Origin of the sequence: Caldicellulosiruptor obsidiansis OB47 (assembly GCF_000145215.1) — a bacterium.
In the GTDB taxonomy this organism is placed as follows: Bacteria; Bacillota; Thermoanaerobacteria; order Caldicellulosiruptorales; family Caldicellulosiruptoraceae; genus Caldicellulosiruptor; species Caldicellulosiruptor obsidiansis.
The window spans coordinates 907977-925834 of sequence record NC_014392.1 but is presented as its reverse complement, the minus strand read 5'-3'; the positions used below and the strand labels follow the sequence as shown (position 1 = coordinate 925834).

At 34.8% G+C, this 17858-nt stretch carries 13 protein-coding genes; all 13 read right to left on the bottom strand.

All coding sequences use genetic code 11. The features are described from left to right. Nucleotides 1–234: 234 nt before the first annotated feature. Nucleotides 235–984, bottom strand: a complete 750-nt coding sequence (locus COB47_RS03965; protein ID WP_013290113.1) for an energy-coupling factor ABC transporter ATP-binding protein — start codon at nt 982–984, stop codon at nt 235–237. Beyond that, on the bottom strand, nt 981–1772 hold the full coding sequence (locus COB47_RS03960; protein ID WP_013290112.1) for an energy-coupling factor transporter transmembrane component T family protein: 792 nt from the start codon (nt 1770–1772) through the stop codon (nt 981–983). Before COB47_RS03960 ends, COB47_RS03965 begins: the two co-directional genes overlap by 4 nt. A 6-nt stretch (nt 1773–1778) precedes the next feature. After that, nucleotides 1779–2099, bottom strand: a complete 321-nt coding sequence (locus tag COB47_RS03955) for a PDGLE domain-containing protein (RefSeq protein ID WP_013290111.1) — start codon at nt 2097–2099, stop codon at nt 1779–1781. 22 nt (nt 2100–2121) lie between these two features. Continuing rightward, nucleotides 2122–2775, bottom strand: a complete 654-nt coding sequence (locus COB47_RS03950; protein ID WP_013290110.1) for an energy-coupling factor ABC transporter permease — start codon at nt 2773–2775, stop codon at nt 2122–2124. Between the two features lie 241 nt (nt 2776–3016). Continuing rightward, nucleotides 3017–5449, bottom strand: a complete 2433-nt coding sequence (locus COB47_RS03945; protein WP_013290109.1) for a glycoside hydrolase family 2 TIM barrel-domain containing protein — start codon at nt 5447–5449, stop codon at nt 3017–3019. A gap of 152 nt (nt 5450–5601) precedes the next feature. Next, a complete protein-coding gene (gene uxuA / locus COB47_RS03940; protein ID WP_013290108.1) occupies nt 5602–6687 on the bottom strand; it encodes a mannonate dehydratase in 1086 nt (361 codons plus the stop codon). A 30-nt stretch (nt 6688–6717) separates the two neighbouring features. After that, complete coding sequence (locus COB47_RS03935; RefSeq protein WP_013290107.1) at nt 6718–8337, bottom strand: mannitol dehydrogenase family protein; 1620 nt, start codon at nt 8335–8337, stop codon at nt 6718–6720. Between the two features lie 45 nt (nt 8338–8382). Beyond that, the gene (locus COB47_RS03930) at nt 8383–10464 is read right to left on the bottom strand and encodes an alpha-glucuronidase family glycosyl hydrolase (RefSeq protein ID WP_013290106.1); all 2082 of its coding nucleotides are present in this window, start codon (nt 10462–10464) and stop codon (nt 8383–8385) included. A 58-nt stretch (nt 10465–10522) separates the two neighbouring features. Beyond that, a complete protein-coding gene (locus tag COB47_RS03925; RefSeq protein ID WP_013290105.1) occupies nt 10523–12052 on the bottom strand; it encodes a response regulator transcription factor in 1530 nt (509 codons plus the stop codon). An 18-nt stretch (nt 12053–12070) separates the two neighbouring features. Next, nucleotides 12071–13909, bottom strand: coding sequence for a sensor histidine kinase (locus COB47_RS03920; RefSeq protein ID WP_013290104.1), 1839 nt, complete (start codon nt 13907–13909; stop codon nt 12071–12073). 114 nt (nt 13910–14023) lie between these two features. Next, nucleotides 14024–14923, bottom strand: coding sequence for a carbohydrate ABC transporter permease (locus COB47_RS03915; RefSeq protein WP_013290103.1), 900 nt, complete (start codon nt 14921–14923; stop codon nt 14024–14026). Between the two features lie 50 nt (nt 14924–14973). After that, nucleotides 14974–15912 carry an ABC transporter permease gene (locus COB47_RS03910; protein ID WP_013290102.1) on the bottom strand — a complete coding sequence of 313 codons (939 nt, stop codon included), beginning with the start codon at nt 15910–15912 and terminating at the stop codon, nt 14974–14976. 138 nt (nt 15913–16050) lie between these two features. Continuing rightward, entirely contained in the window at nt 16051–17727 is a 1677-nt protein-coding gene (locus COB47_RS03905) for an ABC transporter substrate-binding protein (protein ID WP_013290101.1), read from the bottom strand. Between the last annotated feature and the right edge of the window lie 131 nt (nt 17728–17858).

The following is a 17858-nucleotide window of genomic DNA, read 5'->3' as shown; positions in this document are numbered from 1 at the left end:
ATCAACCCCTCCAATTAAATTTTATTGACACAACAAATATTACATTATAATCATTTTATTCTTTGTTATCTATTTTACCAATTACTAAATTATTTCTCAATCAATTCAACCTATGAAAATTCTCAATCCATATCACTTTCCTCTCCTCTGTCTTATATTTACGAGCACATTAGAAATTTTTCACATTTTACCTAATGGGTTTGCTATTTATCTCTTTTACCCACTTTTAATATCTCAAACCTCAAATTCCTCATCTATGACCTCAGCTTCAATCAAAAGATTCTTATCTTCTAAAATTTCTTTTGTGGTACCAATCTTCAGTATTCTGTGGTCTGGTGAAAGCAAAATTGTGTAGTCAGCCAAGCGAAAAAGCAAGTCAAAGTGGTGTGTAGAAACAATTATAGTTTTCCCAACATCTTTGAGCTGTTTTAAAATGGTTGCAAAAAACCTTATGCTCCTGGGGTCAAGGTCATTTGTCGGCTCATCAAGTATTAAAACCTCTGGGTTATTTGCAAGTATTGAAGCAAGTGCTACTCTTTTTTTCTCCCCACCGCTTAAAGTTAGTATATCACTTTCAAGTAAATTATCAATATTTAAAAACTTGGCTACCTCTAAAACTCTTTCTTGAATTTTTCTTTCATCATTCATAAATTGTCTTGGACCAAAAGCAATCTCATCAAACACAGTGAGATTAAAAAGCTGAAGTTCTGTCTCCTGAAACATATAACCTACCTTTTTGTAAAATCCGTTTTTGAAAAGTTCATCAAAAGAAGTTTTATCAACTTTTTTATCATAAAAATAAAGCTCTCCTTCAAAATCAAGTATGATTCCAGAAAGTATTTTCATTAGTGTAGTTTTCCCACTTCCGTTGCAACCTACAAGAGCATAAGCCTTTCCTTTCTCTATCTCAAAGTTTGCACTATCAAGAATGGTTTTGTTGTTTACCCTGTATGTTATATTTTTCCCTGTAAACACTGCACTCATTTTAAAATCCTCTCCATAACACTCATAATAATTAATAAAAATACCAACAAAAGTTCTGAGATGGTAACCTTGAATCTATACATAAATTTAACATTTCCCGATGAAAAGCCGCGCGTTTTCATAGAGAGATAAGTAACCTCTGAAATATATATGGTCTTTTGAGCAATGGCTCTTATCATAGATTTTACAAAATCTAATCTATTCCTTGATACACCCACCGTCCTTATCTTCTTTGCGAACAAAATATCTGTAATTGTGTGCAAAAGTACAAAGATGTTCCTTATCGTGAGTTCCACAAGCCATATGAATTCTTTCAATCCCCCAAAAAAAGAAAAAGGCTTAAAAAGCCTGTCAATTCTTGAGTTATATATCACAACCTCACCTGTCATTATAATTATACCTGTCTTTAAAACCTGCAAAACAGCAGGCATAATACTCTTTGTAATAAGCATATAAGGAATGCTTATGATAAATGTAACAAGCGGTACAAACGCCCAAGACGAAACAATCAATGCTTTGATATCAGCTTTTGATATTGCTGCAACTACCAATACAAAAGTAAAAGCAACTGCCAAAAACAAAATACTATCAGAGACACTGACCATTAAACTAAACCATATTAAAAACAAAAGTTTTGCCCATTCGTCAATATTTGTAAATAAACTTTTGTTTCTTTTGAAAAACCACTGAGAAACTTTCAAGTAACCAGAAAGACTCTTTTCCACATATCCTTCTTTTGCAACTTTGACTTCAACGTTATCTCCTTCTCTCAAAAAATCTGGCAGCAATTTATCTTACTTCCTTTCAGTCATCAAATGTTTTAATAAGAAAAATATTGCAAATATCACTGCTATCCCAATTAGTGCTGATAAAATATAGCCAATATACTGGTTGGAAATAAACTTAACTGAATAGCCATCAAAGAGGTCAAATTTATAAACCTCAGCATACTTTTTTAACCCTTCAGGCACAAATCCCAGCATCTTCTTTATTTCTTCCTGAGTCCATTCACCAAATGCCGGGTTCTGCGTCAAAAGCCCAAGCGGTGTCAAAATAGCAAGGGCAAACAGAATTATTAATATCGTTTTAAAGCTATTATCATTGCCTTTTTTCATAACATAAGTCCACCCCTTTAAATTACTTTTTTATTTTAGCAAAATTTTTCAAAGGTGAGTACAGCAAAACTGTCAAAACCGCTTCAATCACTCCAACCATCAAAAGGTGTGGAACCATCATAGCAGGAATGGTTGTTTTCAAGTCGTACATAAAATATAACGGTTTTCCTGCTTTTGTAAATAAAATTGGTTGAAGTCCAAGCTCAACTGCTGTCAAAAGTGCAGCCATATTTATTGAAATGTATGTGCTTATAAACATTCTCACCTTTTCATTTTTGAGGTTAGCCGTTTTCAAAATGCTGTCGACAAAAATAGTAACCAGCGGAATAGCAACAGCCATGTTAAACACATTTGCTCCAAGTGCTAAAATTCCTCCATCTCTGAACAAAAGAGCTTGGATTATCAACACCACTGCCGATGCTATGATTGAAGAAAATGGCCCGAACAGATAAGTTATAAGCGGTATTCCAGTAATATGAGCAGAACTTCCTCCCACTACCGGAAAGTTGAACATCATAACAATAAATGTAAACGCTGATGCAACTGAAAGATGAACAAAGGTCTTTTCATCAACTGATTTTTTAAACTTTGCAAATGCAAAACCAACTGCTACTGTAGATGCAGCATAAAATGTAACACAAGTTTGCGGACTCAAATAACCATCAGGAATGTGCATCTGTACTTTTCCTCCTTTTTTCAAAGTATTTGTAAAAAAATCAAAGCCCACGAAAAGCTCTTTACTTTAACCCTTCGTGGGCATTGATTCAGATATTTTGTTCTTTCAGTAATCCTTATCTACTCTGTCGTTTTTAATTTTATCACATAACTTGATTACTGAGCAATACTTTTTGTTGAAAAGCAATTGTACCCATAATATTAATTTAACTAAACTGGATGAAATTGATAATTAAATCTCCTTAGATGCATTTTACAAAAACTTGAGCACCATCCAATCCTTCTGCCCAAGCTTTCAATTCAAATTCTCCTTTTTTGCCAATACTCTTTACTATTGCCAGTGCTCGTCCTTTATAAAGTTTTCTCTTTCGGCTAACAAATGGTTCTCCCGATAAAGGATCAGCAGTTCCCAAAGCAACAAGTTCGCCAACACCTTCAACTTCTACAACTATTGTGTTATCCGCAAAAACAACCTCTCTCCCATTCTTATCAACTGCTATTATCTTTATGTAGCACAAATCACCATAACAAGAGGATATAACTTCTCTGTCAGGTACCAGTTTTAAGGCTGCGGGCTCATCTGTTGTCTCTATTTTGTCTCTGCCAATCTCTTTACCATCTTTGTATGCTACAGCTTCTATCACTCCTGGTTCATAAATCGTGTCATAAACTGCTTTAAACTCAGTGGAAACATCAGCTTCTTTTCTTCCCAAACTTCTGCCATTTACAAACAACTCAACCTCATCTGCATTTGCATAAATATGTATCTCTATTGGCATCCCTTCACATCCAGGAAAAGTGTGGCTTCTTTCAACAGGCTCCCATGCCCAGGGTTTAAAGTATAGTTTTTTGCCATACACTTGTGGAGGAAGTATTACAATATATGGATCTTTCCTATTTCCCCAAACAACATCTCTATAATACGATTGAGGACGTTTTTCACCACAAATATCAATATCTCCACAATTTGCTAAAAACCATGGATAAGACCCGCAGAAAGATTTAAGATCATCTACTTCAATACTTACCCTACCAAGACCTGCTTCGCCCAAATAATCAATAGCCGTCCATACAAAATCACCTATTACATTTGAATTTTCCATTGTTTCCTTCCAGTTTTTGAAAAGAGTATATGGATAAGTTTCGGTACCACAAATTATTCGGTTAGGATATTTGTATCTATCATATCTATATCTATCTACTTTATAATTATAACCAACAACATCTAAAAACTTTGAGAACTTTTCTGAGAACTCGCCCCATTTATCTTCAATAACATCAGCTTCTTGTTTAAGCATTCTAATTACATAGTTACCTTTTTCAATTATGGCAAAAAGCCTTTTATAATCATCCGGGATTGCGCACAGCGCCGCTGTTACCAGCCTTGATGAATCCAAACTCTTTACTTTTTTAGCTAATCGCTCACACCAGCTGTAGATGGAATAGCTGCTATGGTCATCAACATCAACTCCAACTCCCCATGTAATCTCGTTTCCTATTGACCACATTATTATCGAAGGGTGATTATAGTCCCTCATTATGGTGGATTCCAAATCTTCTTCCCAGTACTTGTCAAAAAATAGATGGTAGTCAAAGCTAACCTTGCCAGCATGCCATACATCAAAAAATTCTTCTATCACAAGCATCCCCAATCTATCACAAGCATCCAAAAACGCTGGAGCAAATGGATTATGTGCAAGTCTTAACGCATTGAATCCAGAAGCTTTTAAAAGTTCTACTTTTTTCTCTTCTGCTCTATCGAAACTTACACTTCCAAGTGGTCCGTTGTCATGATGAATACAGCCACCTTTTAATTTTAATGGTTTACCATTTAATTTAAATCCTTCTTTTGGATCAACTGAAATTGTTCGAATACCAAACAATGTAGAAGCACTATCTTCTACACTCTCATAACAAATAATAGTTGCTTGAATTTTATAAAGATATGGATCTTCTACATCCCAATATTTAAATGGTTTTAGTTCTAAGGTTTTGGAAATTACCTCTTCTTCATTTTCACCAATCAAAAACTTCTCTTCACTGCTGAGCACTAATTTTTCCTCTTTTGAAAATACATCAAACTTTATTACTCCTTCAATTTCTTCATTCACACTGTTGAGAATAACAGCTTTTACTTCTAACTTTGCCGTTTGGTTTTCAATTTCTCTGGTTTGAACATGCAAATGCCACGGTTTTATATATACCTTGCCACCGATGTGTAGCCACACATGCCTGTATATACCACAACCTGCGTACCACCTTGAGCTTGGCTTATGAGTATTTTCCACACGCACAATAATAATGTTCTTATCATCAAACTTGACATGCTTTGTTATATCAATTAGAAAACTTGTGTATCCATTGAAATGTTTTGCAACTAATCTACCATTTATAAAAACCTCGGCTATACCCATAATTCCTTCAAACTCAAGTATTAAGTTTTTGCCTTGCCATTGCTCATTCAAGAACAATTCCTTTTTGTAATACAAACTGCATCCCGCAGTATACCCTTCACCAGCACCTGAGGGATTGGCCTCACTTCTTTCCTTTTCAATTACAGCATCATGTGGCAGATCTACCTTTTTCCACTCATATTCTGAATTTGTTAAGCTTAGCACGTTTGCAAAACCAAGCTCAAGATATTCCCATGACCTGTCTAAATTTATTTTCTGCATTTTTGAAACTTAACAACACCTTAAGCCACTGCAAAAGAATAGCGGCTCAAGATGGCTGGGGTATTTATAGTCCGCCATATCAAAGTGTCCCAGCCCCAGCAGGCGGTTTTCGGGACAACCGTTTTTTTTTATTGTTCATAACTACTACTACTTCATTTCATTTTCGACATCTTGTCAATTGCTTCCCACAGTCCGTTCAAATACGCAATGCCAAGGGCTCTATCATAAAGTCCATAACCAGGTCTTCCTTTTTCGCCCCAAATCATCCTTCCATGGTCAGGTCGCAAATACCCGTCAAAACCTATGTCGTATATAGCCTTCATAATCTCAAACATGTCAAATGAGCCATCTGTCGACAGGTGGGATGTCTCGTAAAAAGACTTTTCACCCGTAAATTTTATATTCCTTACATGCATAAAATGTATTCTTCCCATCTTGCCAAAATACCTTATAAGCTCCGGAATGTTATTTTCCCTGTTTGCTCCAAGAGAACCTGTGCACAAAGTCAACCCATTGTAGGGACTGTCAACCGCTCTTAAAAACTTTTCTATATTTTCTTTGTTGGTTACAACCCTTGGAAGACCAAAAAGTGGCCAAGGCGGATCGTCAGGATGTATTGCCATTTTAACATCTACTTGCTCACATACAGGAATTATATTTTCCAAAAAGTAGATAAGATTTTGCAAAAGTTTATTCTCATCAACATCCTTGTACATCTCAAACAGGTTTTGGAGCTGTTTTAATCTGTAGCTCTCCCAACCAGGAAGAGAAAATCCTTGTGAACCCTTTTCCATGCTTTTTACAAGTTCATCTGGTGTTATATTCTTGAGCATCTCATGATTGTATTCCATAACCTCAGAACCATCAGGCAGCTTTTTTGCAAGGTCTGTCCTCAACCAGTCAAATACAGGCATAAAGTTATAGCATATTACCTTTACACCTGCTTTTGCTAAGTTCCTTATAGTCTGTTTATAGTTTTCTATATACCTATCTCGACTTGGAAGACCAAGTTTTATATCCTCGTGAACATTTACACTCTCTATTACCTCAAACTTTAGTCCTGCATCTTCTACCATCTTTTTTAGCTCAAAAATCTTATTCTCTGGCCATACCTCTCCAACTGGAATATCAAAAAGTGCTGTTACAACACCGTATATACCTGGAATTTGGCGAATATACTCAAGAGGAATATTATCATCCTTTGGACCAAACCACCTAAACGTCATTTTAAAACCCATTTTTTAAACCCCTTTCTTTTTGAAAATCTTTTAATTTACATACTTTTGCAATGTTCTCCTCACAGCTCCTGTGCCCTGTATCATCTCTTTGAAATATTCCACTACCCTCTGAGCCAAATCCACTTTAAATAAGTCGACCCTGAAAATAACCTCATTAGTTAGAATTGGTCTTAGTCTTTCTTCCAAATCCTCGTACTTTTTGCCAAGTTCTATGCCCTCAAGATGTTTTTTAAGCTCATCTATAAGTGGATCTGGACTTGGCTCAAAAACTCTTCCTTCATCGTCAATGCACATCAGATATCTCAACCATCCTGCTATTACAAGAGGAATATATTTGAGGCTTTTCACATTTAAATCTGAGTTTTCTGTATACGCTTTTATAGTCTCTCCAAATCTAATTGGCATTTTCTGTGATGTGTCTGTTGCAATCCTCTGCGGTGTGTCAGGTATATACGGGTTTGGTAATCTTTCTTCTATCACTTCTCTTATATACTCCCTCGGATTTATTATTTTGGGGTCAACAACAACCTTCAATCCCTCATCATATCCTATCTTCTCAATAAGCCTTTTTAAATGCTCATCTTTTACTTCTTCATAAATTGTCTTATACCCAAGCAAACAGCCAAATATAGCCAAAGCCGTGTGAAGAGGATTCAAACATGTCTGAACCTTCATCCGCTCAGAATCCTCTACTGTCTTTCTATCTGTCATAAACACTCCTGCTCTTTCCAGTGGCGGTCTACCATTTGGAAAACTATCTTCTATCACAAGATACTGAGCCTTCTCTGTATTGACAAATGGAGCAATGTACGTATTTTTTGATGTACAAATGATATCCATATTTTCAAGTCCATCTTTCTCTAAAAGCTCTTTTATTCTCTCTGACGGTCTTGGAACAATCTTGTCTATCATGCTCCATGGGAAACTTACCAAAGAATCATCGTTCAAGTATTCAACAAAATCCTCTTCAACAAGTCCTTTTTTTGCCCACTCTTTGGCTATTTGAACTATCGAGCTTTGTAACTTTTCACCATTTTTAGAACAATTGTCAAGACTTACATACGCAACTGGTTTTCTTCCGCTTTTGTATCGAACATATGCCAAGGCTGCCACCTTGCCCATCGAACTTTTTGGACTTTGCGGCCCATTTTTTATATCCTCTTTCACTGCAGGCAGATAATCTCCTTTGAGGTCAAATAGGTTATACCCTTTTTCTGTTATTGTAAATGTCACAAGCTTAAGAGATGAGTTTTCAAAAATTCTACAAAGTCTTTGCCAGTCTGCTTCAAAACTTTTATCACACTTTAGCCCCTCTGTAATGCTTGCGACTACTTTTTTTTCTAAATTTCCTTTTGCATCAGATGTCACAACCAAACAAAGATTGTCATAAGGTTTGTATATCCTGTCTATTATCTCATAGTCATAAAGCTCTGCTGCGATTATTCCTCTGTCAAGTTCTCCTCTTTCAATTAAATCCTGTGCTATTGCTGCAATGTATCCTCTAAAGATGTTGCCTGCTCCAAAATGCACCCATACAGGATTTTGGTAAGTAACATTTTCTATTTTTTCAATGTCAAATTGAGGCAATACAATATTGGCTTTTTGCCATAAATCTTGTTTCGATATATCTTTTTTCTTCAGCTCAAACATCTCAATTTCTCAACCTCGCTTTCTTTCAAAAAGTATTTTTTTATCTTATGGATATATCACTCTTCCCTTTTCATCAGGTATTCCTGTCTTTCTATAAAAATATGTGTTGATAACATCTCTCCATTCTATTGCATGCTCTTTTTGCATCTTTAATCTCTCATATACTCTGTTGAAAATCTCCTCATCAATCTTTCCTCTCAGTTCCTCCCACTTTTCTATAAGTTCATCTACCATCTCAGCTCCTTCAAAGTGAGAGTCATACATAAACTGTATTAGTGTCTTTCCATTTTTCAGCTTAAAATCATATGGTACTCTGTGGAAAAATAGAAGAAGTTCTTCAGGACATTTATTTATATCATCGAATATTTCCTGCCACATCTTACTATACTGCAATGTATAACCTGTCCCTCTTGAAGTTCTGTCAACCCCAATTGCTTTTGTGTCTGCCCGGTGATACGTCCCCCACTTTGAATACTCATACCCTTCTGGGTTTGGACCATAGTGATGACCTGGATTTACCATCCAGCCAAGCCCAAGCGGCGTTGTATACTTTTCATAGATCGCGTGAGAATTAAGAAGCATCCATAAAATGTTGTCAACCACTTTTTTGTCGTCTCCAAATGTTAAAATTATCCATTCTTTTGCTATATCTTCAATCTTTTCATCTGGGTCCCACGCAAGTTTTCCAAACGTCCACAGATTCGCCTGCGCAAGGTCATGTCCAGTCCAGTTGATGCTATCCCCTATATTTGATACACCTGCAAATCCTGCATATTTCATTCCAAAAAGACTTCCATCCACTATTCTCTTTACATATGAACCTTTTCCTTTGCAATATGTGTCAAACTCTAAAATCTCTTTCCACAGCGTCCCCAAATAGCAAAGATGAATTTGCTGACCTGTGTATTCTTGTGTTATTTGAAACTCCATCATCTGGTTTGTCTTTTCCATAGCGCCAAAAAGAGGTGAGACAGGTTCCCTTACCTGAAAATCCATTGGACCATACTTTATCTGTAAAATGACATTTTCAGAAAATTTCCCGTCAAGTGGTTTAAAATTGTCATATGCAGCCTTTGCCCTGTCTGTCTTTGTATCTCTCCAATCCTGCAGGCAGTTGTAAACAAATGCACGCCAGATGACAACTCCTCCATAAGGTAGAAGTGCCTCTGCCAACATGTTTGCCCCATCTGCATGTGTTCTACCGTATACATACGGTCCTGGATTGAACTCAGAGTCGGCTTTCACCAAAAATCCACCAAAGTCTGGTATGTAGCTGTAGATATTCTTTACTGTATCCTTCCACCATTTTTGAACATTTTCGTCAAGAGGATCTGCAGTATTAAGTCCTCCAATATAAATTGGACTTGCAAAGTTTATACTAAGGTAAAGTTTTATACCGTAAAAACGAAATATTTCTGCTATTTTTGAGAGATCATTTAGATATTTGGGTGTTATCAACCATATGGCTTTATCTCTTACATTCACATTATTTATTACGACACCGTTTATCCCAATTGAGGCAAGAAGCCTTGCATAATCCCATATACGTTTATAATTGCGTTTTATTCTGCCATTTGCAAAAAATATTGACTTGCCTGCATATCCTCTTTCAATACTTCCATCCATATTATCCCAATGGTTAATAATTCGTAATGAGGCTTTAGGATTCTCTATGCAATTGAGTTCTTTCAATTTTGCTTTAAGCCTAAATTTGCTTATCAGATGGAATATTCCGTATATTATTCCCTTTTCGCTTCTTGATGCAACAATGATGTATTTTTTCTTATTTTCATCTACAACTTTTATTATAAACCCTTCCTCACCTACTGCTTCTTTTTCAACATCGCTTATAAAACCTCTAAGATTTTCATCTGTCACTTTACCTAAAATAATTCCACTGTCAACATAAAGACTTAAAGCATTGTTCAATCTTAGTTCAGTTTCAAACAATACACTTAAAGCCTTTTTAAGTTCATTCGCCGCATTTTCGAAATAAATATTTTTCTCCAATAAAACTATTTGTCCTAAAAATTTTTCAACATCATGTACATATTCTTTCTTACCTATAGGCTTATAAGAAAGCCAACACATAGAATAGTTTGGGTTACTGTTCCTTGATAAAATCATAATTAACCACACCCTTCCGCAGGTTTTAGAAAACGATTTCTAAATAATAAAAACTACATTACTCCTCGTTGACAGAAACAGAATTTCTAAATTTTGAAGGACTTTTGCCTACATATTCCTCAAATTTTAATGCAAAATAGTCAGGATCACTATAACCTACTTCCTTAGCTATTTCATAAATCTTCATATCAGTTTTAAGAAGTAACCTTTTTGCATTCTCAATGCGCACTAAATGCAAATATTTGTTAAATGGCATGTTAAAATGTTTTTTAAACATTCTTCCCAAATATATAGGATTGATATAAAATTGTTGAGCAATACTTTTAATTGTTATATCTTTGTTGTAATTTTCCTTTATAAACAACTCTATTTTCTTCATAAAACTCGAACCATTAAATTTAGAATTTTCGTCAATGCAGTTTATAATCTGCTCCAAAATTTCCATAACTTTATCCAAGAATTTACTTTTTTGCATATTGGTTCTAAATATAAACTTTATGCTATCAGTCTCAAATAACTGGTAAGCTTCAAAATAATCTATTATCTCAAGCACAGCTAAAAGAATATAACCTTTAATCACATCAGGCGACACTTTATTAGTCTGACACTCATCAAAAAATTTCGAAATTTTAACATTTATATCTTCAAAACGTTTTTCTTCGATTAGTCTAATCAACTCTTTTGAAAGTTTTTTATCCTCAAGATAATGCTCAAATTCCCCTATTTCTGATGCCTCAATAATACCACTCTTTTCGTAAAATTGGACAAAGTTAAATTTCCTTAAAAGCTGTTTGTATAATGTATGTATTTTCAGGTAAGATATACACTCCTGAACAATTATCGTTTGCAAATTTAGCAGATTTCTTATCTCGTTAAAAATCTGTTTAACCAAGCCATTTTTCTTAGAGTTTTGAATAGCATTTACTATAAACAGCAAATTAAAGTAACTATCCAAATAACATTTAATCTCTACACCTTTGTTCGAATATTTAGTATTTACACTCTTTTCCGTTTCCATTAATTTTTCGTAAATGGTCAAATCATCTTCATATTGAAAAGTTTCTTGTTTTGAAATTCCAAAATATTTTTTCACTCCGTCTTCACTACTGTTTCCAAGAAAATCATCATTTTGTATCTCAAGAGCTTTTATAAAAGCTGAGTTCCTTCTTACATATTCAAATAATTCCTTCTTTTTATACTCTTCCTTTTCGCTTAATATCCTTGTCTTTATCTTCTCCAATGTCTGAATAAGCTCATTCTCATCTATAGGTTTTAATAGATAATCATTTACACCATACTTTATAGCTGCCTTTGCAAATTCAAATTCATTGTATCCGCTGATAATTATTATTGGTGGCTTGTTTTCAAACTTCTCTGAGACCCTTTTTATCAGCTCAATTCCATCCATTACTGGCATCTTTATATCTGTTATTATCACATCTACTTTCTCACTCTTGAGGATCTCAAGAGCTTCCTGACCATTTCCCGCTTCATATGCAATTTCAAATCCAAGTCTTCCCCAATCAATAAGTTTAATTATACCCTTTCTCATGAATATCTCATCTTCAACTAAAAGAATCTTAAACATAATTTACACACCCTCACATCATATTTTATGAACAAATGCTGGCAATTCTAAAGGAAGTTTGATAATAACCTTGGTACCTTTCTTGATAGAACTTTCAATATAAAACTCAGCATTGTTGTTATAATAAAGCATTAATCTTCTGTAAACATTTTTAAGTCCAATACTTTTATCATATAACGGATTGTTGATATTAGCATAAAGCTCTTCAAGCTTTTTTTCATTCATACCTACTCCGTTGTCAACAACCTCTATTACTAATTTTATACCCTCTTTCTTAACTCGGATCACTATCCTACCATTACCTTCTTTTTCCTCTATTCCATGTATACATGCATTTTCCACAAGTGGCTGAATGGTCATCTTTGGAATTAAACAGTTTTTAGCATCTTCTTCTACAAAAATTTCATATGCCAGCTTTTCGCCAAATCTGTATTGTTGGATCTTTAGAAAATCTTCTACAAAATTTATTTCTTCCTGAACTGTGGTTATATCATTTCCCCAATAAATTAGCCTTCTTAAGGTTCTTGTTAAATATTTTATTATTTCAGCAGTCTCCAGCTCGTTCTTTAAAACAGAACGCATTCTTATTGAATCCAGTGTGTTGAAAAGAAAATGTGGATTTATCTGGCTCTGAAGCGCATTTATCTCCGCCTGCTTTTTTTCTACTTCAAGCGTCTTCTTTTGGATTTCAGAAAGCATCTCTTTTTCTATTAGTTCCTTGAGTCTTATTGTCATATTATTAAACTCTCTTATTAGGCTTCCAATCTCATCATTGCCCTCTTTACACGTTAAAATCTCAAAATTTTGTTTTTTCACTTTTCGTATATGTCGCTCTAAAAGTTCCAATCTATTTGATATAGAAGAAGTTATAAATCTTATTAATAAGGTAGCAAATAATAAGCTTAAAATTGAAATAAATAAAATAAATTCCACTGCTTTATATATTTCACCCATCATATACGAGCGAGAAAATACGCCTACCAGTTTCCAACCATTTAAAAGATTGATGTCTAAATTATTAACAAATACATATGAACCTTTTGGAATAAATTTGCCTTCTTCAAACTTTATAAATGGTTTGGTAAAGATTAGACTATTATATGTATGCGCTGCAATTATTCTGTTGCTGTTGTCCAGCAAGTAAATCTCTCCACCAAATACCTCAAAATTTATAGAATTAAAAAAGCTTGAAAGATAAATGTCAATTTTGGCTATTTTGGTATACTTACTATTGTTACCTGTGGCGGTGCTCCTTTGTTCATATTGATTGAGATTTCTAATTAACGACACATATCCTTCTTCTCCATTTACTCCACTGTCGCTGGTTGGTATTACAACTATCCCCTGTGGATTATTTATTAGTTTATTATACCATTCGTTAACTTCCTCAATATGTAATTTTTTGTAACCGTCACTATTCAAAATTGTAGGATTATTTGTATATATTGTCACACGAGCAATATTGGAATAAACATTTCTGCCCTGATATATTCTATTTCTCAGATACTGAACATAATTAGAGTAAAAATCATCCATACCGCGGTAATCAATGTCAAGCATATCATTGAGTAAATCATCTGTATATAATGTATTTGAGTACAATATTGCCTCATCAATGACCCTTTTCACATTTGTATTTAAGATATTAAAGGCACTTTTTATCTGATTTATTTTTTGCTGCTGAAGATTCTTTACGATGAAAACGGTAAAAATAAAATGGCTCACTATTGTGGGGATTAAAACACAGAGGGTATATACAAGTAATAGTTTTCTTCTAACAGAAAGACTATCTAATTTATCAAGCAACCTTTCTTTTGAGAATTTAAAAAATTTTTTTAGCACTTCTCTCCACCACAAGTTTTATGTCTCCTATAGTTTAATTATATCATAATACACAAAAATATTAACTGTATTTATTTACCCATAAAAATAAATCAAAGTGGGCAAAAATCACCCACTTCGCAACCTCAATTATTCACCTTTAACACTTCCAAGAGTAAGCCCCTTTACAAAATATCTTTGTAAGAACGGATATACCATAATAATTGGTGCTGTTGCAATAATTGTCATACTCGCTCTTACTGAGTTTGGTGTAACCTGTTGAGAATCAGCCATTGCCCCCATCTGATAGTCAGGGTTTCTCCCTACCTGCATGCTCACAGAGGCCAGAATTTTTTGAAGCTCATACTGAAGAGTACTCAGGTCAGGCCTTTGTGAGTTAAAGATATAAACATCAAACCAAGAATTCCAGTGTCCAACACCTATAAAAAGTGCTATTGTTGCAATTGCGGGCAATGTAAGTGGAAAAATTATTTGCCATAAAATTCTAAATTCACTTGCTCCATCAATCTTTGCAGATTCAATCAAACTGGAAGGAAGTGACTCTATATAGCTTCTAACCACAACTACATTAAACATTCCTAACAGTGCAGGTACAATATAGACCCAGAATGTATTTAAAAGCCCCAACGACCTGTACAACAAATAGGTAGGAATTAATCCAGCGCCAAAATACATAGTTAAAACCATTATCGCTGAAAATGGTCGTCTTAATACAAAATCTTTTCTTGAAAGAGGATAAGCAACAAACATTGTACAAATTATACCTAAAACTGTACCAAGAACTGTTCTTGCAACAGATATTAACGCTGCATTATAAATCTGTGGATTACTAACAATAATTTCGTAATTCTTCAAAGTCCACTTTCTTGGCCAGATATAAATTCCTCCTCGAACTGTATCAAGAGCATCGTTAAAGGACACAGCAAGAACATTCAAAAAAGGATATAAAGTTACAATACCAACAAAAATCAAACTTACATAAACAACCAAGTCAACAATGACATCCTCGGCTGTTTTTTTCTTAAACATCTCAAACATTCCCTCCTGTTTATATGGTTGAAAACCTTGCCAAAACTTTACTATACCACAGTAGATGCATTTAATTTTGCAGCAACCTTATTTGCAAACAACACAAGCAAAATACTTACAACGCTCTTAAACATACCAGCAGCTGTAGCATATGAATATCTGTACATTGTAATACCATAGTCAAGAACGTATGTGTCAAGAATCTGTGAATAATCCTGAACAAGCGGGTTTCTGAGCAAAAGAACCTGTTCAAAACCAGCATTCAAAAGCCAACCAACATTGAGAATAAGAAGCATACTAATTGTTGGTGCAATCCCCGGCAGTGTTACATATCTTATCTTCTGCAGTCTTCCACACCCATCCACACTTGCAGCATCATAAAGTTCTGGATCAATACTTGTCATAGCAGCCAAATACACTATAGCATTCCATCCCGTTTCTTTCCAAACGTTCGAGAGAGCTAATATCCACCAAAAGTAATGTCCCTCTCCCATCCAAACAATTGGCTGTTTTATTATCTTGAGTGCCATTAATATCTGGTTGAATATACCTGACTCTGGTGCGAGTACACTTATAACTATGCTTGCTGCAACAACCCAAGAAACAAAGTGAGGAAGATACGATATCGTTTGTATAGTTCTTTTAAAAAACATATTTTTTACTTCGTTTAACATAAGCGCAAGTAAGATAGCTGCCGCAAAGGATGTTATAAGCTTTAAAAAGCTTATAACAATTGTATTTCTCATAGCAAGCCAAAAACCAGAATCACTAAACAAATCTTTAAACTGTTGCAAACCTACCCACTCTGAACCCCAAACACCCTGGAAAGGTCTGTATTCTTTAAATGCAATGACCCACCACCAAAGAGGTATATAGTGAAACAGGATAACATATAGTACAAATGGGAATATCATGAAAACTAATTCTTTTTGTTCTTTTACTTTCTGCCAAAAAGTTTTTTTCGACCCATTGTAATATACAGCGTCCAAAACAATTACCTCCTCATGAAAACTTTTATGCCTCTATATTGTAAGTAGCCAAGAAAGCAAATGCTAAACAATTAAAAATTTTATATAAGGGAAGAGGCAATTATTCTACCTCTTCCCTTATCCATTTTTTGCACCATATTACTTAACTTTAATTCCGTACCAATCTGCCATTCTCTGTCTCATTTGCTCTGTATAGAATTCTTCAATTGGCTTTGTATTTATCTTTGCTCTAACTTCTGCCTTGTACTTGTTCCATACCTCATCGTATTTGCCTTTCGGAGCCATTATAAGCATTGGTATATACTTTCTCGCAAGATCATTTGCAATATTGAGTGGAACCTGTATTTCTTTTTGCTTTTCTGGTGGAACGTTAATCTCCCATGCATATCCCCAAGGTGGACACTCGGGTTCATCTGCAAACGGTGGTTCAACAAATGTCTTTGCCTTATAAGCTTCAAGAACTTTTTTCTGTGCAGGTGCCCATTGCATATAAGCAATATCTGGATCAAGTTCAGGCTTTACATAGTTACCATCTGGGAACTTGAGCTGCCATCTTGGCCAGATATTCCAGTATCCAAGCCCCTCCTGTTTCTGATAAACAGGATCTCTTGCTTTTTCAATCATAGCTTGAGTTCTGTACATCTTACCTTTCTTATCAACAAGATAATCTCTTCCCTTTATACCCCAGAACATAAGCTTTTGAACCTCAGGGTTCAATAATTGATCTAAAAACTGGAATGCTCTTGCAGGATCTTTACACTTCTTTGTAATACTTACACCGTCTCTTGTTCCTATAGACTGGAGCATTACGTATCTAGATTTTTTAACTCCCTTGAAGACAATACCAAACGGAACAAGAATCCTGTCATCCTCATTGTTCTTCCTCAAAGTGTTAAATGCATTGTTAAAATGCCATGACCTTCCCCAGCTTGTTACAACTCTACCCTGAGCTACTTTTGCAGCCCACTGGTCATATGTTTGCACAAAAGCTTCTTTGTCAAATAAACCTTCATTCCACAATGCATTTAAGGCTTTGTATGCTTTATACATTCCTATTCCTGCAGGATCATAACTTGCTTTATATGTTTTTGGATCAACCTGTACAGTGTCTGCAACTAAACCATTAAGACCTGTTGCAGGATCCTGAATTACATAAAATCTTGCACCTTCTGTTATTGCTGACATACCTATTACAGGCATACCTTTATACTTTGGATATTTCTTGACATAATCTCTTAACATTGGCACTAAATCTTCCCAGTATTTCAACCTTGGCCAATTGTTCTTTTGTAACATATCAATCATTACGTATAAACCTTCACCACTTGCACTCGGTGAAACTTCTCCTCTTGTGTAGCTCAAGAAGTAGATGTGTCCATCTGCTTGACGTAATTTTTTCAAATCAACAGATGAATAAGCTTTCTTTGTCCACTGACCGTATTTTTCAATATAATTGTCCAGAGGAACTAATGCTTTGTTTTGAATAAACTGTTTATGTTCACCACTACCATAAACAAGGTCTGGCAAATCCCCAGATGCAAGCATAAGTGATATTTTTGTCGCTTGGTCCATTCCTACAAAGTGTTCGATTTTAAGTCGCACACCTGTCTTTTTAGTGATTTCCTGACCAATAGCAGTGCTAAAGATATCTGGGTGATATTGTACTGTTGCATCTGCACTAAACATTGTAAATGTTACAACCTTTTTTGATGCACCTTCAACCTTCTGGGAAAATACAGGTGCAACACCACTCAGCACTGCGGAGATAATGAAAACAAGTACTACTACAATCGAGATTTTTCTTATAAATTTCAATTTTGACGCCTCCTCTCCTTGAACTTTTATTTAGGATGAACAATTATCATCCTCTACTGTTCATTTTACATAGTATTTAGGTAAAAACAACCCTTAAAATCTAACATATTTCCCCCATAAAATTGATATGT